The organism is Sediminibacterium ginsengisoli (genome assembly GCF_900167075.1).
GTDB classification, from domain to species: domain Bacteria; phylum Bacteroidota; class Bacteroidia; order Chitinophagales; family Chitinophagaceae; genus Sediminibacterium; species Sediminibacterium ginsengisoli.
In genome coordinates this window covers 461,710-478,026 of sequence record NZ_FUWH01000002.1, presented here as the reverse complement: position 1 = coordinate 478,026, position 16,317 = coordinate 461,710, and the positions used below count along the sequence as shown (strand labels likewise).

The 16,317-nt window shown below is 47.1% G+C and carries 13 protein-coding genes and 1 riboswitch; of the genes, 1 reads left to right on the top strand and 12 read right to left on the bottom strand.

Annotated features, from left to right (window positions below):
- Positions 1 to 3 precede the first annotated feature (3 nt).
- Both B5D42_RS05215 and B5D42_RS17840 read right to left on the bottom strand, forming a co-directional pair.
- Entirely contained in the window at positions 4 to 1,065 is a 1,062-nt protein-coding gene (locus tag B5D42_RS05215; RefSeq protein WP_078830384.1) for a response regulator, read from the bottom strand.
- Positions 1,062 to 2,666, bottom strand: a complete 1,605-nt coding sequence (locus tag B5D42_RS17840; RefSeq protein ID WP_078830383.1) for a sensor histidine kinase — start codon at positions 2,664 to 2,666, stop codon at positions 1,062 to 1,064. The genes B5D42_RS05215 and B5D42_RS17840 overlap by 4 nt, the downstream gene beginning before the upstream one ends.
- Positions 2,667 to 2,817: 151 nt before the next feature.
- Between B5D42_RS17840 and B5D42_RS05205 the strand changes: the two genes are divergently transcribed.
- Positions 2,818 to 3,846, top strand: coding sequence for an MBL fold metallo-hydrolase (locus B5D42_RS05205; RefSeq protein WP_078830382.1), 1,029 nt, complete (start codon positions 2,818 to 2,820; stop codon positions 3,844 to 3,846).
- A gap of 1 nt (position 3,847) precedes the next feature.
- On the opposite strand, the gene B5D42_RS05200 is transcribed toward B5D42_RS05205, so the two are convergent.
- From B5D42_RS05200 to B5D42_RS05155, 10 genes are all read right to left on the bottom strand, one after another.
- A complete protein-coding gene (locus B5D42_RS05200; RefSeq protein ID WP_078830381.1) occupies positions 3,848 to 5,683 on the bottom strand; it encodes a UbiD family decarboxylase in 1,836 nt (611 codons plus the stop codon).
- A gap of 122 nt (positions 5,684 to 5,805) precedes the next feature.
- On the bottom strand, positions 5,806 to 8,205 hold the full coding sequence (locus tag B5D42_RS05195) for a ribonucleoside-diphosphate reductase subunit alpha (RefSeq protein ID WP_078830380.1): 2,400 nt from the start codon (positions 8,203 to 8,205) through the stop codon (positions 5,806 to 5,808).
- 102 nt (positions 8,206 to 8,307) lie between these two features.
- Entirely contained in the window at positions 8,308 to 9,279 is a 972-nt protein-coding gene (locus B5D42_RS05190; RefSeq protein ID WP_176112908.1) for a ribonucleoside-diphosphate reductase small subunit, read from the bottom strand.
- A gap of 103 nt (positions 9,280 to 9,382) precedes the next feature.
- A riboswitch (cobalamin riboswitch) is annotated at positions 9,383 to 9,593 on the bottom strand.
- Positions 9,594 to 9,851: 258 nt separating this feature from the next.
- The gene (locus B5D42_RS05185; protein WP_078830504.1) at positions 9,852 to 10,883 is read right to left on the bottom strand and encodes an LLM class flavin-dependent oxidoreductase; all 1,032 of its coding nucleotides are present in this window, start codon (positions 10,881 to 10,883) and stop codon (positions 9,852 to 9,854) included.
- A gap of 91 nt (positions 10,884 to 10,974) precedes the next feature.
- A complete protein-coding gene (locus B5D42_RS05180) occupies positions 10,975 to 11,418 on the bottom strand; it encodes a DUF3592 domain-containing protein (RefSeq protein WP_078830379.1) in 444 nt (147 codons plus the stop codon).
- Positions 11,419 to 11,516: 98 nt separating this feature from the next.
- Complete coding sequence (locus tag B5D42_RS05175) at positions 11,517 to 11,957, bottom strand: carboxymuconolactone decarboxylase family protein (protein ID WP_078830378.1); 441 nt, start codon at positions 11,955 to 11,957, stop codon at positions 11,517 to 11,519.
- A gap of 67 nt (positions 11,958 to 12,024) precedes the next feature.
- Positions 12,025 to 12,597: a Crp/Fnr family transcriptional regulator gene (locus tag B5D42_RS05170; protein ID WP_078830377.1), complete on the bottom strand. Its 573-nt coding sequence runs from the start codon at positions 12,595 to 12,597 to the stop codon at positions 12,025 to 12,027.
- Positions 12,598 to 12,631: 34 nt separating this feature from the next.
- Positions 12,632 to 14,845 (bottom strand): TonB-dependent receptor, encoded by a 2,214-nt coding sequence (locus B5D42_RS05165; RefSeq protein ID WP_078830376.1) that lies wholly within the window; start codon positions 14,843 to 14,845, stop codon positions 12,632 to 12,634.
- 100 nt (positions 14,846 to 14,945) lie between these two features.
- On the bottom strand, positions 14,946 to 15,233 hold the full coding sequence (locus B5D42_RS05160) for a hypothetical protein (RefSeq protein WP_078830375.1): 288 nt from the start codon (positions 15,231 to 15,233) through the stop codon (positions 14,946 to 14,948).
- A 62-nt stretch (positions 15,234 to 15,295) separates the two neighbouring features.
- Complete coding sequence (locus tag B5D42_RS05155) at positions 15,296 to 16,249, bottom strand: phosphodiester glycosidase family protein (RefSeq protein WP_078830374.1); 954 nt, start codon at positions 16,247 to 16,249, stop codon at positions 15,296 to 15,298.
- Positions 16,250 to 16,317: the final 68 nt, after the last annotated feature.

Genomic DNA, 16,317 nt, shown 5'->3' with positions numbered 1-16,317 from the left:
AATTTAATTCAGCAGCTGCTCCAGTTTTCGCACGTCTTTGATAATAATACGTCCTTCCTGGATATCGATCATTTTTTCAGTACGAAAATCGCTTAGTGTACGGATCAGCGATTCAGTAGCCGTTCCGGCAATTGTGGCCAGGTTTTCGCGACTGAGATCGATCGAAAATTCTTCGGTCTGAGACTGGTGGTATTTGTTCCTTAACAAAAGCAAAGCTTCTGCCACTTTTTTACGCAGAGAATTATAAGCCAGACTCAGCAATTGTTTTTCTTTTTCCGCAACATTCTTCGCCAGCAGGCTCATGAACTTCATGGCGATCTCACGGTTATTATTCAGCAGCTGTTCAAAATCACGTTTGGGAATCATTGCCAGCTCAGCATCTTCGATTGCTTCCGCGGAGTCTTTATAAACAGTTCCTTCAATCAGTGATGTATAACCGATAAAATCACCCGGGCTGTATAATTCTGTAACGAGTTCCTTCCCGTCTTCATTACTTTTAAACGCTTTGATCTTACCCTTCGTTACATAATAGAGATAATCTGCGCGGTTGCCTTCTGCATATACAGCCTGCTTGCGTTTGTATTTATTTACATTCCGGTTACCGGTAAAATCAGAAAGCACTTTCCGGGTGTCGCCTGCATATTCCATGAGGTCCTGCAAGCCATCGAGACCGGGCTGCAGTTCTTTTTTCAGCAATTCGGCTTTTTTCAGTCGCCTGTCTACCGCATTGAGCAGTTCAGTGCCGTTGAAAGGTTTTGTGATATAATCATCAGCCCCCGCTTCCATTCCTTTTCTAAAATCAGCTCTTTCTGTTTTCGCGGTGAGGAAGATGAAAGGTGTATGCCTGATGCTTTCATTCCGGTGAACAGCGTGCAATACGCCATAACCATCGAGTTCGGGCATCATGATGTCGCAGATGATCAGATCCGGTTTGCCGGCAATGGCTTTTTCCACACCTATTTTACCGTTTGCGGCTGTAATGACAGTGTAGCTCGACAGTTCGAGTATCTCGGCGATATTATCGCGGATATCATCATTATCCTCGATCAGTAATATTGTTTTCATTCTCCGTTCTGTTTTGCCTGAAAGACTATTATAAATTCTGTTCCTTTTCCGATCTCACTGTTGCAGGTCACTTTGCCATGCATGAGTTCCGCATATTTGGATACGATGTGCAGCCCCAGACCTGTTCCCTGTATATTGGCAGCATTGGCACCGCGGAAGAATCTTTCCATGAGGTGCTGCTGGTCTTCCTTAGAAATACCGATACCATGGTCTTTAACTGCGAGCAGGAACTGTTTGTTATGGCAGCTTGTTCTCACCTCGATAGTACTGTTTTCCGGTGAGAATTTGCCTGCATTGGACAAGAGATTCATCAGTATATGTTTCAGCAACGATACATCCAGTATGAATACCGCCTCTCCTTCATGTGTATAATGGATCCCCTGTTGTTTTTTAAGATTATGCCGAACCTCTTCGATAACAGATTCCACCGTTTCATGAATATCGAATTCCGCAGGCCGCACCTGTATTTTGCCTTCTTCAATTTTACCTACACTCAGGAAATCATTCAGTATTTCCGTAAGCATCGCCACAGATGATTTGATCCGGCCGAGATGCCTGTCGCGGCTGGGCTGTTCTTCGGTTTTGATATATTTCTCGATCAGGTAAGTAGAGGAAAGAATGGTACTGAGCGGTGTCCGGAATTCGTGCGAAGCCATGGAAACAAAACCAGACTTCAGTTCGTTGAGCTCCTTCTCTTTTTCCAGTGCCTTATGCAATTCTTTCTCTGCCTGTTTCCTCGCTGCAATATCGATGGCCACGGCCACGAAGCCAGTGACCTTCCCCTGCTCATCTTTTACAGCGGAAATCGTGAGTGAAACCGGGAATACAACACCATCTTTGGTGATATAGTTATATTCCGCATCTTCATGCAGGCCCTGCTCCGAACCTGCAACCAGCGTATTGAACAGATCGGCATCACTTTCCTGGTCAGGCGCATGCAATAAAGTGATGGAAGCTTTACCGATCACTTCTGCTTCATCATAACCCAATCGCGCTGATGCTTCAGGATTGAACAGGCGGATGATACCGTGTTCATCTGTAGCTATGATCATTACGCCCGCATTATCCAGCAATGCTTTCTGGTACAGGTGCAATTCCTGTAACCGGCCGCGCGACGTTTTAAGTTCATCCAGCGTAAGCTGCAGGTCGCGGGTTCTCTGTACCACCGTTGCTTCCAGTTCTGCATTCATTTTCTCTATCTGGGCTTCCGTGCGTTTCCTGATTGAAATATCACTGACAAAAGCGATCACGCTTACTTCGCCTTTATCCTGGTAATTACCAAGGCTGACTTCCACCGGAAACTCCGTCCCGTCTTTCTTGATCGCGAACAGATCCATTCCCAATCCCATGGGCCTGTTATTGGGATGATGCGTATAGCCTTCCCTGTGGCCCACATGGCGGTGATGATAACGCTGCGGAATCAGTACTTCGATAGCTTTCCCCGTCAACTCACCCGGTTCATACCCAAACAGTTTCAACGCATAAGGGTTGGCAGAACGGATCATCCCTTTGTTATCCAGCACAACAATGCCCATGGATGCATGGTTAAAGAGCGCTTCGTACTGAAGCATGTCAGGAGAAGTTGATTGTTGTTCTTGCATGCTGTTTGGCTGATAGCTTCAAAAATACTATTTCTGCCGGTTGATGCGTCAAAAACAGTTCCCCGGATCGTTTTATTCCGGCTGGTCTGTAAATTGAAGGCGCTATACAATATCCATACACTCCATACGTCTTTCATTAAAACGAAAATTGATGGGATTACAGGCATTCGGGCATAAGCCCTCCGGTCAGAGACAACAGCGGATAGAACAATCGCCCAATTACCGCGATGGGAGGTTTCAGAATATCGAGCCGACTGCCGTTATGCGTGAAGGAACTTCTTTTTTCAAAATACTGAAGGATTTCAATAACAGGCCGGCATCTTCTGTTCCGGCAGCCCCGGTTCCCGCACAGCCTTTCTCTTTTGGCAGCCAGACGCCTGAAAATCCTGTAATTACCTGGTTCGGTCATTCGTCTTATATAATCCGGCACCTGGGTTTCACCCTATTGGCAGATCCTGTATTCAGCGGTTTCGCATCTCCCTTCCCCATTTTTGGTAAAGCTTTCAACGGAACGGGCATTTTTGATCCTGCCCAATTTCCGGAGATCGATGTATTGCTGATCACACATGATCATTACGACCATCTCGACATGCAGACTGTAAAAGCACTTAAGTCAAAAGTAAAACAGGTTATAACACCACTGGGTGTAGGTTCGCATCTTGAATACTGGGGATTTAAACCGGAGATGATTACAGAACTGGACTGGTGGGAACAGGCTTCTATTAATAATGACATAAAGCTTACCGCAACACCTGCACGGCATTTTTCGGGTCGCGGTCTTGCAAGAGCAAAAACATTATGGGCTTCATTCGTATTGCAATTGCCCGGCTTCCGTTTATTCTTAGGCGGCGATTCGGGCTATGATGCGCAGTTCAAAAAAATCGGGGAACATTTCGGGTCTTTTGATCTTGCCATACTTGAATGCGGACAATATGGTTACGACTGGCCGGCGATCCATATGTTACCCGAAGAAACGGTACAGGCTGCGCTCGACCTGCATGCTGCCCTATTGCTGCCGGTACACTGGGCTAAATTCCGGCTTTCTAACCATAGCTGGAATGAACCGGCAGACCGTGTTACAAAATCGGCAGCGGAAAAGAAGCTGAAACTGGTCACTCCCATGATCGGCGAATCATTCAGCCTGGATTCTGCAGTAACCCGCCCATGGTGGCATGATTAAATCAGATCACCCCATGCAGACTACCACCTTTACCGAATAAGCGATCAATGGCTTTTTCAACAGCGGGATCTTTTTCCAGTACCGGTGCATGATGCGGTTTGATACGGGCATCGAGTACCAGCGGGCCTTTGCAGCCCCAGTGCTTATATTCGGTAAAAGCGCTGATCCCATAAATATCATGTGAAGGATTACAACGTGTATAAGTAACCCAGAGGTAATTATTGAGTGATGCAGCAGTAAATGCAGCATCATCGCATACTACAATGAAAGGAAGTTCATTGAGTGCATCGGTATGATCGCGCAGCATTTCATCCAGCGCCAGCATTTCGGCGGCGGCATCAGGATAGGAAGAGAATGCTTTTGTTTCAATACATGCCACACCCGGCATGGCCATTTGAACCTTACCGAATCCATGCAACAAGTTCATAACAGCAGGCACTTCTTTAGCAAGCGTACGTTTTACATCGCCATAGGCGGCAAACACCACTTTACTTCCCGTGTTCAGTCCTGTACCGGAATAATCCAGTGTATCGATAGTAGTATTGGTGTAGAAATGAACATCGCGCGTAAGATCGATCCTTTCCAGCAGGTATTGCATGAATGTACCGGCATGATGTGTGGAAAGGCTGCCTGAATCATCTGCAGTAATAAAGAGAAATTTGGCAAGGCTTAACTGTCCGGTTCCTAAAATATGATTGGCGATCGTCAGGAGTTCTGCCGGCTGTCTGGCAGGCATATACGGCGTATAGCGTTCACTTCCGATTGCAAGTAATAACGGGTGTACACCGGCCGCGTCCACTGCGTGTACTTCCTTAACACCGGGTATTTCCTGCGGAATGGCATCACCGGTTATTTCATGTATCAGCTGACCGAAGCTGGTATCTTCCTGTGGCGGTCTGCCAACAACGGTAAATGGCCATATGGCATTTTTGCGTGCATAGACTTTGTGTACACGCATCAGCGGGAAATCATGCATCAGGCTGTAATAACCAAGATGATCTCCGAAAGGGCCTTCGGGCTTAATCTCGCCCGCATACACTTCTCCTGTTATTACAAAATCAGCATCCGTACTGATACCGAAGCCATCTTTATAGGTATACCTGAATCTCCGTCCACCCAGTACACCGGCAAATGTCATTTCACTGATCCCTTCCGGCAATGGCATTACTGCCGCAACTGTATGCGCGGGCGGGCCACCCACAAAACAACTTACTTTCAGGGGAATCCCCTTCCTGTTTGCTTTGGTCTGGTGTACACCGATCCCTCTGTGCAGCTGGTAGTGCAGGCCTATTTCCTTATTCATCTGGTATTCATTCCCCGAAAGCTGTATCCTGTACATACCCAGGTTGGCTTTCATGATACCGGGCTGGTCTGCGTCTTCCGTATATACCTGCGGCAGTGTTACAAAAGCACCACCATCCTGTTTCCAGTGATGGATCTGCGGAATATCCGCAATACAGATCTCCTGGTACAACACGGGTTTGCTTATCGGATTTTTAAGCGGAAAAGCCTTGGCTGCCGCCATCGCCGCACCAAAATGTTTCAATGGTTTTTTCAGCGCCTGCAGAGGATCTGATTTCAGCTCGATCAGCTGCTGCACGCCTGCAAGCGTATCCCTGAAAATAAAACGGCTCCTCTCGAGCGTACCGAAGATATTCGATGCGGCCCTGAAACGCGAGCCTTTAACCCGTTCAAACAGCAGTGCCGGCCCGCCGGCTTCATGCACACGCAAATGAATGGCGGCCATTTCAAGATATGGATCCACTTCTTCGCGGATCCGTACCAGGTGACCGTTCTTTTCCAGGTCGAGCAGACAGGCTTCAAGAGAATGATACATGAACTAGGAATTATCTGACAGTAAAGATACGCAGCATACAAGAGCATTTAATAAAAAAGCGCGGATAACCGTTACAGTTATCCGCGCCGTATTATTTCAGAACGAACGGGTTCGTTAGATTACTATGCGCTGCAGGTTACACAGCCGTCTTCCATGCTGCAGGTGCCGCCATTCAGCAGTTTATCTTCAACAGCATCTGTTCCGCCATCCACAACACTCAGGTGATGTGTATCGATCAATGGTTCTACTGATTTGCCACCCTGTTTTTCTACTGTGAACTGTACCGCCTGTGATGCTGCTTTGGTACGCAGGTAATACATACCTGTTTTCAGTCCTTTTCTCCATGCGTAGAAGTGCATGGATGTCAGTTTCGCTGTAGTTGGTGCATCTACGAACAGGTTGAGCGATTGTGACTGGCAGATATATGCACCCCTGTCGGCTGCCATATCGATCACTGCCCTTTGTTTGATCTCCCATACGGTTTTGTAGATCTCTTTCAGGTCGTTGGGGATGCCATCTATTTTCTGGATGGAACCATTGTTGCGGATGATCTCGTTCTTCATATCATCGTTCCACAGATTCAACGCAACCAGGTCGTGCAGCAGGTGCTTGTTCACCACCACAAATTCTCCGCTCAGTACACGCCTTACATAAATATTGGATGTATATGGCTCAAAACATTCGTTGTTACCGAGGATCTGCGAAGTAGATGCTGTTGGCATCGGCGCTACCAGCAGCGAGTTGCGCACGCCGTATTTCTTTACTTCTGCTTTCAGTGTATACCAGTCCCAGCGGAGTGTTGGTTCAACATCCCACATATCGAACTGGAAGATGCTTTTTGAAACCGGAGAACCTTCATAGGTTTCATAAGGGCCGTCTGTGATAGCCAGATCCTTACTTGCGGTCATGGCTGCGAAATAGATCGTTTCAAAGATCTCTTTATTCAGTTGTCTCGCTTCTTCACTTTCAAATGGCAGGCGCAGCTGGATGAATACATCCGCAAGTCCCTGTACACCCAGGCCGATCGGGCGGTGACGCAGGTTAGAACGCTCTGCTTCTTCTACCGGGTAGTAGTTGTAATCGATGATCCTGTTCAGGTTTTTGGTTGCCTGATAAGTCACTTCATACAGTTTGTCGTGATCAAATTTTCCGTCGATCACATATTTAGGTAATGCCAGTGATGCGAGGTTACATACGGCAACCTCATCCGGAGAAGTGAACTCCATGATCTCTGTGCAAAGGTTTGAACTTTTAATGGTTCCGAGATTCTGCTGGTTGCTTTTCCTGTTGGCTGCATCTTTGTACAACAGGTATGGTGTTCCTGTTTCGATCTGCGCTTCGAGTATAGCGAACCAGAGTTCCTGGGCTTTAACCACTTTTCTTGCACGGCCTTCAGATTCGTAGCGGGTGTAAAGTTCTTCAAACTCCTTACCCCAGCACTCGTGCAGTCCCGGAGCTTCATTAGGACAAAACAGGCTCCATTCGGCATCTGCTTCCACGCGCTCCATGAAGAGGTCGCAGATCCAGAGTGCATAGAACAGATCCCTTGCGCGCATTTCTTCCTTACCGTGGTTTTTACGCAGGTCGAGGAATTCAAATACATCTGCATGCCATGGTTCGAGATAGATAGCAAATGCACCTTTTCTCTTACCGCCGCCCTGATCTACATAACGTGCTGTATCATTGAATACACGCAGCATAGGAATGATCCCGTTACTGGTTCCGTTAGTGCCGCCGATATAACTGCCGGTTGCGCGGATGCCATGTATAGCAAGGCCGATACCACCTGCGCTTTGCGAAATGCGTGCAGTTTGTTTCAGGGTATCGTAAATACCTTCAATGCTGTCGTCTTTCATGGTCAGCAGGAAACAGCTGCTCATCTGTGGTTTTGGTGTACCCGCGTTGAACAGTGTTGGCGTTGCATGCGTGAACCAGCGTTCACTCATCAGGTGATAGGTTTTGATCGCGCTTTCGATATCGTGTTTATGGATACCGATCGAAACGCGCATATACATCTGCTGCGGGCGTTCGGCTACTTTGCCGTCGAGTTTCAGCAGGTATGATTTCTCCAGTGTTTTGAATCCGAAATAATCGAATCCATAATCACGGTCGTATATAATGGTAGAATCAAGAAGTTCGGCATTATCCTGGATGATCTGCCATACATCATCGGCGATCAGTGGCAGGTGCTTGCCGGTTTTGCTGTCCACACAGGCATGCAGCAGCTGCATGGTTTGTGAAAAGCTCTTCGTAGTATTTTTATGCAGGTTGCTCACAGCGATGCGGCTTGCCAGCAAAGCATAATCGGGATGCTTTACAGTTAAAGACGCTGCCGTTTCTGCAGCCAGGTTATCCAGCTCCGTTGTGCTTACACCATCATACAATCCACCGATCACTTTTTTGGCTACGTCTACTGCGTGCACAAATCTGCGATCAAGGCCATAACACAGTTTTTCTATACGCGCAGTGATCTTATCGAACTTTACGCTCTCCTTTTTTCCGTTTCTTTTTACTACCTGCATGATGTAAACAATTTATATATAGTTAATGATGTTTGTATGAGCATGAAACTTTCAGGGCCGCAACTTGTAAGCCACGGTTCACTTCCGGCTTCCCGTTTTTTGTTAAAAATCTTCGTCTGTTGAAAACGCCTGTGATTCTTTACTCGAAAGCACACCGGCTTTCTGGTAATCTCCCACCCGCTTCTCGAAGAAATTGGTTTTACCTTCGAGCGAGATCATTTCCATGAAATCGAACGGATTGGTTGCGCTGTATATTTTGGCATAACCTAATTCCGCAAGCCATCTGTCTGCCACAAATTCGATATACTGTTTCATCAGCTCTGCATTCATCCCGATCAATGCTACAGGCAATGCTTCCGTGATGAATTCTTTTTCGATGGCTACTGCATCACCCATGATCTGGTGCACCTGTTCCTGCGTAAGCTTGTTCCTGAGCATGCTGTAGAGCAGGCACGCGAACTCGCAATGCAGGCCTTCATCCCGGCTGATCAGTTCATTACTGAATGTAAGACCCGGCATCAGGCCGCGCTTTTTCAACCAGAAGATGGAACAGAAACTACCGCTGAAGAACACCCCTTCCACCGCAGCGAAAGCTACAAGACGCTCGGCAAAAGTTCCGTTCTCGATCCAGCGCAGCGCCCATTCCGCTTTTTTCTTTACCGCTGGAACGGTATCGATGGCGTGGAACAGTTTATCTTTCTGTACAGGATCTTTAATGTAAGTATCGATCAGCAGCGCGTAGGTCTCAGAATGGATATTCTCCATCATGATCTGGAAACCGTAAAAACAACGGGCTTCCGGTAACTGCACTTCACTCATGAAATTAACCGCCAGGTTCTCATTCACAATACCGTCACTGGCCGCAAAAAAAGCAAGTACATGCGAGATGAAATGACGTTCGCCATCATTCATCGCATTCCAGTCCTTCATGTCACTGCCCAGATCAATCTCTTCGGCAGTCCAGAAGCTTGCTTCATGCTTTTTATATTGCTCCCAGATCTTGGGATAATTAATCGGCAGGATAACAAACCTATCCTTATTCTCTTTCAGTAATATTTCATCTTCCTGCATCATAACAACATACGGTTTTTAATAACATGGATACCGGCAGGTGTGGGGACGACCGATCGCAGAGAAGATCTCAGAGATACCAGTTTATGCCTTTCACCCGAAAGCCTATCACTCAATATTTATGGCAGGTCTTCTGACTGTCCCAACCCGCTGAAGCCTTCCCGTTACGTTGTTCGCAACAGTGGCGATACCGATTTCAGGGGTAATTTTAGGGGGATTCACAGCTACGGGGATAGTTCCGGATTTATCACCGGATTCCCTTTTAATACGGTATTACCCAGACCCATAATACCACAACCATAAATACATTACAAGATTACTAATTGAATGTTAACATAACCAGTCTGAATTATTCACCGATTGTTGAAAACAAACCGAGATGCAAACAGAGCAAATGTTTCAGCGTATGTAAAATTTTCCGGCAGAAAAAAGCAACTGTTGCGTGCCAAAATCGTAGAAAATGCTGTAAGCCATGCCCTGCCCCACACATAATTAAAAAACATTACATAATGACAGTAAAATTTCATTTCCGGCCGATCGTCCTGACCAGGGATATGCACAGGGTCTGTGAATAACTACAGGGAAGCATGTTCGGTGGTATGGCGGGCAGGCAGGCCAAAAACGTCGGCTAGTAATTCAAAAGAACGCCGGCGCAGGTCTGCGCGGCCGCTCATACAGGAAACAATGATCTCATCCACTCCGAAACGCTCCGCAAGTGCCAGCAATTGTTCTTTTACCGATGCGGGCGTACCGGAGATCATCCTGCCGCTGTTGTAGCGGATCCGTTCCTTTTCTTCATCGGAGAAACGGTACCCGGAAATCGTTTTATAATCGCCGAACTGATCGAATTTTCCTCTTTCGAACTGCAGGAGCACATAATCTGCATAATGCCGCATTTCTGCCGCGATTGCTTCCGTTTCGCCGCAGTAAACACTGATGGCTAATAACACTTGCGGTTGCGGGAAATATTCTGAAGGCATGAACTCACGGCGGTATTTTTCCACTATCTCCGGCGTCACATCGCCGTTGATGAATTTAGCTACAGCAAGCCCCAGTCCGAATCTTGCTGCAATACTGCTGCTACCTCCGCTCGAGCTCAGGATCCATTGCTGCGGTACGCCTGATGCCTGCGGCACTGCGAGCAAGGGACCGTGACTGGTTGCTGCACTATCGTCAAAAAAACGCTGCAGGTGCTCCAGTTGAAGCAGGTAGCTCTGTTCACTGAATGTATTGGAGGGGTTGAGAAATGTGGATGTAATACGATCCGTGCCTGGCGCACGCCCCATGCCGAGGTCTATCCTGCCCGGAAAAAGGGTTTCCAGCATCCGGAAATTTTCCGCCACTTTCAGTGCGCTGTGGTTAGGAAGCATAATACCGCCCGAGCCGATCCGGATATGACTGGTTGCGTCTGCCAGCTTAACCATCAGCACTTCCGGCGTGGAGCCCGCTATAAATGTAGAGTTATGATGTTCTGAGATCCAGAAGCGGGTATACCCGAGTTCTTCTGCAAGTTTTACCGTACTGATCGTTTCCTGCACTGCATCTCTTGCTGTTTCTCCGTGACGTACGATCGACTGATCAAGAATACTTAATTGTAAATTTTTCATCGCTGCCGGTTTATTACCATTCGTTTTCCGCACTGTAAAGCTACGCATTTTACGGGCCTGCGATTCTTATGTAATGGTTATAACATGCTTTTTACAACTGATCATTTTCTACCGGATCGCATTCCATATATTTCGGCTTCTTTTCATCCTTGTAAGCCAGCTGCTCGGCAAGCGATTCTGGAGAAGGGCTCTTCGTTACCGCTACAGCTACCTGGAATAAAGCCAGCAACAGCACAACCGAAGCGATCAGTTCACCCCAGGTAATGCCGTAACCCCAGAAAGCATATACCGCAGCCCGTTCAGGATGTGCGGTATCGTGAATCACTTCAAGCCGCTCGCCTTCTTTCCAGTTCCGGAATACATAACGGGCATCAATGGCATGGACCTTTCCTGCTTCGCTGTAAACAGCTTTGGGAATTATTTTTTGTGCGGCACTGTCGTAGGTGTAATGAATAACAGCAGGCGTTTTCTCACCGTCGAAATAATCCGGCTGACGCGTGAACAGGATATAACACCCGAAACATACAAGATACAATATCGTAACTGACCTGAACAGGCAGCAAAAATAGGCTTTGCCCTTATTCAGGGCAATAAAAATGCCGGCGAACCGGCATTCCTGTTTTTATGATGCATTTATAACGCCGGTTCCAGCCTCGTACTGATGGCGATCCTGTTCCAGCCATTGATGGCAACAATGGCCATGATAGCCTGGCCTGTATATTGCTCGCCGAACCGGGCAACCGCTTCTGCATAAGTGGCATCCGACAAGCCGCCCGCTGCGATAAGCGTTACTTCTTCCGTTAATGCCAGCAGGGCTTTTTCCGCAGGTGTATAAAACGAGGTTTCTTTCCAGGCATTCAGCAGGTAAATCTTCTCTTCGCTCATGCCCAGTTTACGTGCGTCTTTTGTATGCATATTCAGACAGAAAGCGCAGCCATTGAGTTGCGATGCCCTGATCTTGATCAGTTCCTTGTGCGCTGCCTCCAGTTCTGTACCTGCGATGTACTGTTCCAGGCCAAGCATGGCTTTATATGCTGCAGGCTCTGACTGATTGATGTTGATTCTCTTTGTCATGATTCATTGTTTTATACAACAAAGCTGAAGCATCGCCGTCGAAAAAAACTTAATGTAGTTCAAGAAATCAGAGTTGCCTTGCCCTGATCCTGCTCAGGAATTCAGGTGTAAAGCCGAGGTAAGAAGCCAGCATGTATTGTGGTACGCGCTGCACGAATCCGGGGAAATTTTTATTGAAATGATGATAACGTTCCTCACCGGATAAGGTATACAGGTATTTTACACGCAGTTGCGATGCGGCGTATGCTTTCTGGAACACGATCCTGAAATAACGCTCGAATGCCGGCGCTTTTACCAGCAGGGATTCATAGGCCGAACGTTCGATCATGGCAACGGTTGTTTTCTCTACTGCCTGTACCGAAAAAGAAGCCGGGTTTTTCGTTTGCAGACTCATAAAATCGGATAACCACCATTGTTCGATGGCAAACTGCAAGGTCTGTTCGGCACCTTTATCATTCACGAAATAAGAGCGAAGACAGCCATCCAGTACAAACCAGTAATAACGACAGGTATCGCCTTCCTTCAGCAATACTTCTTTTTTCTTCAGCTGCCTGTATTCAAGGATGGGATCCAGCAATGCGATTGCATCGGCACCCGGATCTGCCAGCCTCGTTATATGTGTTTTTAATGCCCCGTACATAACTGTACACGAATATAACTTACCCGTTACACTTTTAAAACCGGTAAGTGAGCACACCGCGGATATTGAATGGGGTACCCGGGGTAAAATGTATTTCCGTTACCGGTGCGGGCTCTGTGCTGAGGCGCGTTTCAGTTGCAAACTGGGTTTCATTCCAGGCTGTGTTGAAGATATTTTCCGTGATCACACCAATGGTCCAGTTATTCCACTGATAAGCCAGACTCAGGTCTGTAACATGGTATCCTTTGGCCACGATGGTATTATCTTCATTGGCAGGCCTGTGCCCCAGGTACCTTGTACGGACACTACCGTTGAATCCTGAATGATGACGGTAACTGATACCTCCTGTTACGGTAACAACGGGTGCCAGCGGAATGTGGTCGCTGCCTTTGGGCTCATCCGTTGCACGTGCATGTGTATAGGTCAGGTCTCCATCGAAAAAGAGATTACTGCCAACCTGGTAACGCAGGCCGAGGTCCACACCCATACGCCTGGTTTTACCTCCTGGTTCTACTACACCTTCATCACCCACATATACAAATTCCTGCTGCAGGTGCAGGTACCATAATGCAGCATTCATCACCAGTTTGGGCCAGGGTTTCCATACCACACCAAGATCGGCGCCATAAGCGGCGGGTAATATTTCTTTGCCCGACTGTGCAACAACTACTCTGGTATCGTTGCTGTGAAATCCTTTGCCCAGCTTCAGGAAATATTGCAGATTCCTGTTGGGCGTATAGATGAAATTGAGTTTGGGACTGATCGTTGTTTTTTCCTGTTGCTGCGACTGGTATGCAGCGGCCAGTTTATCCGTATAACCAAAACGGAAATGATCGATGCGAATGGCAGGATTGATCAGCCATTTGCCCAGGCGCCAGTCAGTGTTTACGTAACCGTAAAGATTAACCTGGTCTGCATCACCCAGCTGAATTTCCTGCAGTGTCGTTTTACGGTTCAATGTATGCGAAAGTTCAAGATCGCGAACGGCATCATTGCGTAAACCGGCTGCCACCTGTAATGCTACGGGAATATTCCCCGCCATCAGGTTTTTATTGAATTCGGATTCAAAACCGGCAAGTGTACGTTTTTCTTTCTGACGGATCTGATCCCCGTTCACTGGATCGTTCAGGAAAAATGTAAAGTTGGAATAGAGTTCAAAATCATAACGGGTAAAGTAAGCAGTGTTTTTCACAAACGTTCCGGCATCGATATAACGGAAGAACTGAAGGTTAAGATTTGTGCGCCGCGTATTTCCGCCTTCCGTATTATCGATCGCACCGAATCTGGTAATAGATCCGTTATCAACAGCACGTTGCGGTATTTGCCCGCTGGCATCCCAGCGGCTATCCAGATGAGAGAAAGAAAGCGACAACTTATTCTTACGCGGAAGGAAAGCCGTGTATTTCCCCATCAGGTTCAGCCTGTTGAAATGCTGTGGCGATTCGAAATAACCGTTTGTAGACATATATTCAGTAGCCAGCCAGGCAGCCTCTTTTTCATCGCCTGCCAGGCGGAACATTCCCAATGTGCGTAACGTATTGAATTTGCCAATACCAAGTGACACACTGCTTTTATCAATATCTTCAGCTGTTCTGAACGCCACATAACCCGCCGTTGCAAAATCGCCGCGGGATGCATGGTAAGGACCTTTATCGAAATCTATTTTTTCAATGGTCTCCGGGATTAAAAAATGCAGATCTGCATAGCCCTGGCCATGCGCATGACTCACCATATTTACCGGCATACCATCTACACTGATGTTCACATCTGTTCCGTGATCCACGTCGAACCCACGCAGGAAAATCTGTTCGGCTTTTCCGCCACCGGCGTGCTGACCAATGAACAAACCCGGCACTTTCCGCAACAATTCCTGCGATGTATTAACAGGATTGGTAACAAGATCGATATCGGCAATAATATTCAGATGACGCAGTGAAGAACGGATAGCTACTTCATCCAGCTTAAATTCTGCCGGATGCAGGCGGATCTCAATGTCATTTTTGCCGGCTATAGCTATAGTGTAAGGAGAATAAGATATGTGGGTGATACGCAGAGAATCGCCGGTATTCACATCTTTCAGACGAAAAACACCCAGTTCATTGGTATGTGTATGAATCCCGTTACGCAGGTTCAATACGGTCGCTTCTTCGAGTGGTTTTCCTTCATTCGTATAAACCGTACCCTGAAAGGTCTGGGCATTCGTAACAGCCGCAAGTAAACACAACAGGCAGGTCAAAGCATTTTTCATGGCGCGAATATAAGGGTATACCAAATGCAACCCTATTGCAATTACACAAACTGCTTAACCCAAAAACAACAGCCGGATACATAGATCCGGCTGTAATTGATTATTCCACTTCGCTGGTGGTAGTTGTTGTTCGTCTTACTTCGCCGTTTCTGTCAGTTACAACCGTAGTGCGTGAATTGCGCCTGCTGCTGCCACCTGCAAGTATAATGATCAGGAGCAATACGATCACTCCGGCGATCCACATCCAGTTCCTGCCAAACCAGGAACCAACATCCTGTCCGTTCACTTCTACCGTGGCGCCCTGTGCGAGGAGCACGGTATGGAAAGCAACAAACATTGAGCAGAACAGCGTGGCCTTGAAGAAAAGGCTGTTTATTATTTTTTTCATGGCATCTCTTTTCAGGGGCTACTTCAATAACTATGCCCGTGGAAAAGGATACCAGCCGGGTATTATTTGCCCTTATTTTTCACTACAAATACCGCCGGCACTGGTCGCTGACCTTCCTTATCGCTTACTTTAATAGTCGGTTTGCCATTGATCAGCAAACAGCTGCTGCCACCGCCATCGAGGTTCAGTGCTTCCACGCAGCCGATCTCTTTGAGCAACTGTGCTTCCTGTACCAGTGTAACACCTTCTGCTTTACCGGGGTTGCGGCCTTCCACTACCATAAGAACCAGCAAACCGTCTTTGGTATAACCCATTGCGGTACGCGGATGTTTATCATTAATGGCTTTACCATTGAATTTCAGCTCTTCGTTGTTGGCAATGCTGATGTTTCCATCCTGGATCAGTACGGGACCACCACCTACTGCGGTTTCCACATCCCATTTACTGAATTTGCCATGAGCAAGCATGTCTGCAGGTTTATGATATGCCACAGAATCTCTGAAAAAAGGGATCACCTGCTGGCTTGCATAAGCATAGGCACTGGCAGAATCGGTGTAAAGCCAGGCCACATCGGCTTTTCGCGTTTTGCTGATACCGATCGCACTGCCAAAAGTATGGCGGTAAGTAAGTGTATCTTTTCCTTTTCCGGCCAATGAATGTACCTGGAATGCTTTCATCTGGCCGTCTTTAACAACCACATTCAGGTTACTGTGATGCACAAATTCAAAAAAAGTGCAGTTCATGACCAGCAGCGGCTGCTCTTCTTTTTCATAATACTGTGTTGGCGTATATCTTTTACCCTCACCTACCTGTGTCGTAAATGCAAGTTTCGGGTCATCCAGTTTTGCGGTAACATAGTAGGCTATGTTTGGTTTACCATCGGGCAGCGTATCTGCTGTATAATAAACATGCACCGATGCCGGCAATGGCTGGAACAGGTGGTCTACATTCTGCCAGCGGGTTTGTGCTTTGCCGACAAAAGGCAGGGCCAATAACAGGAAAAAGATTTTTTTCATTGGATTTATTTGGGTTGGAAATGATAGGTTTAAGTGATTGATCAGTTGGCTTAATGTCGTTTAAATGT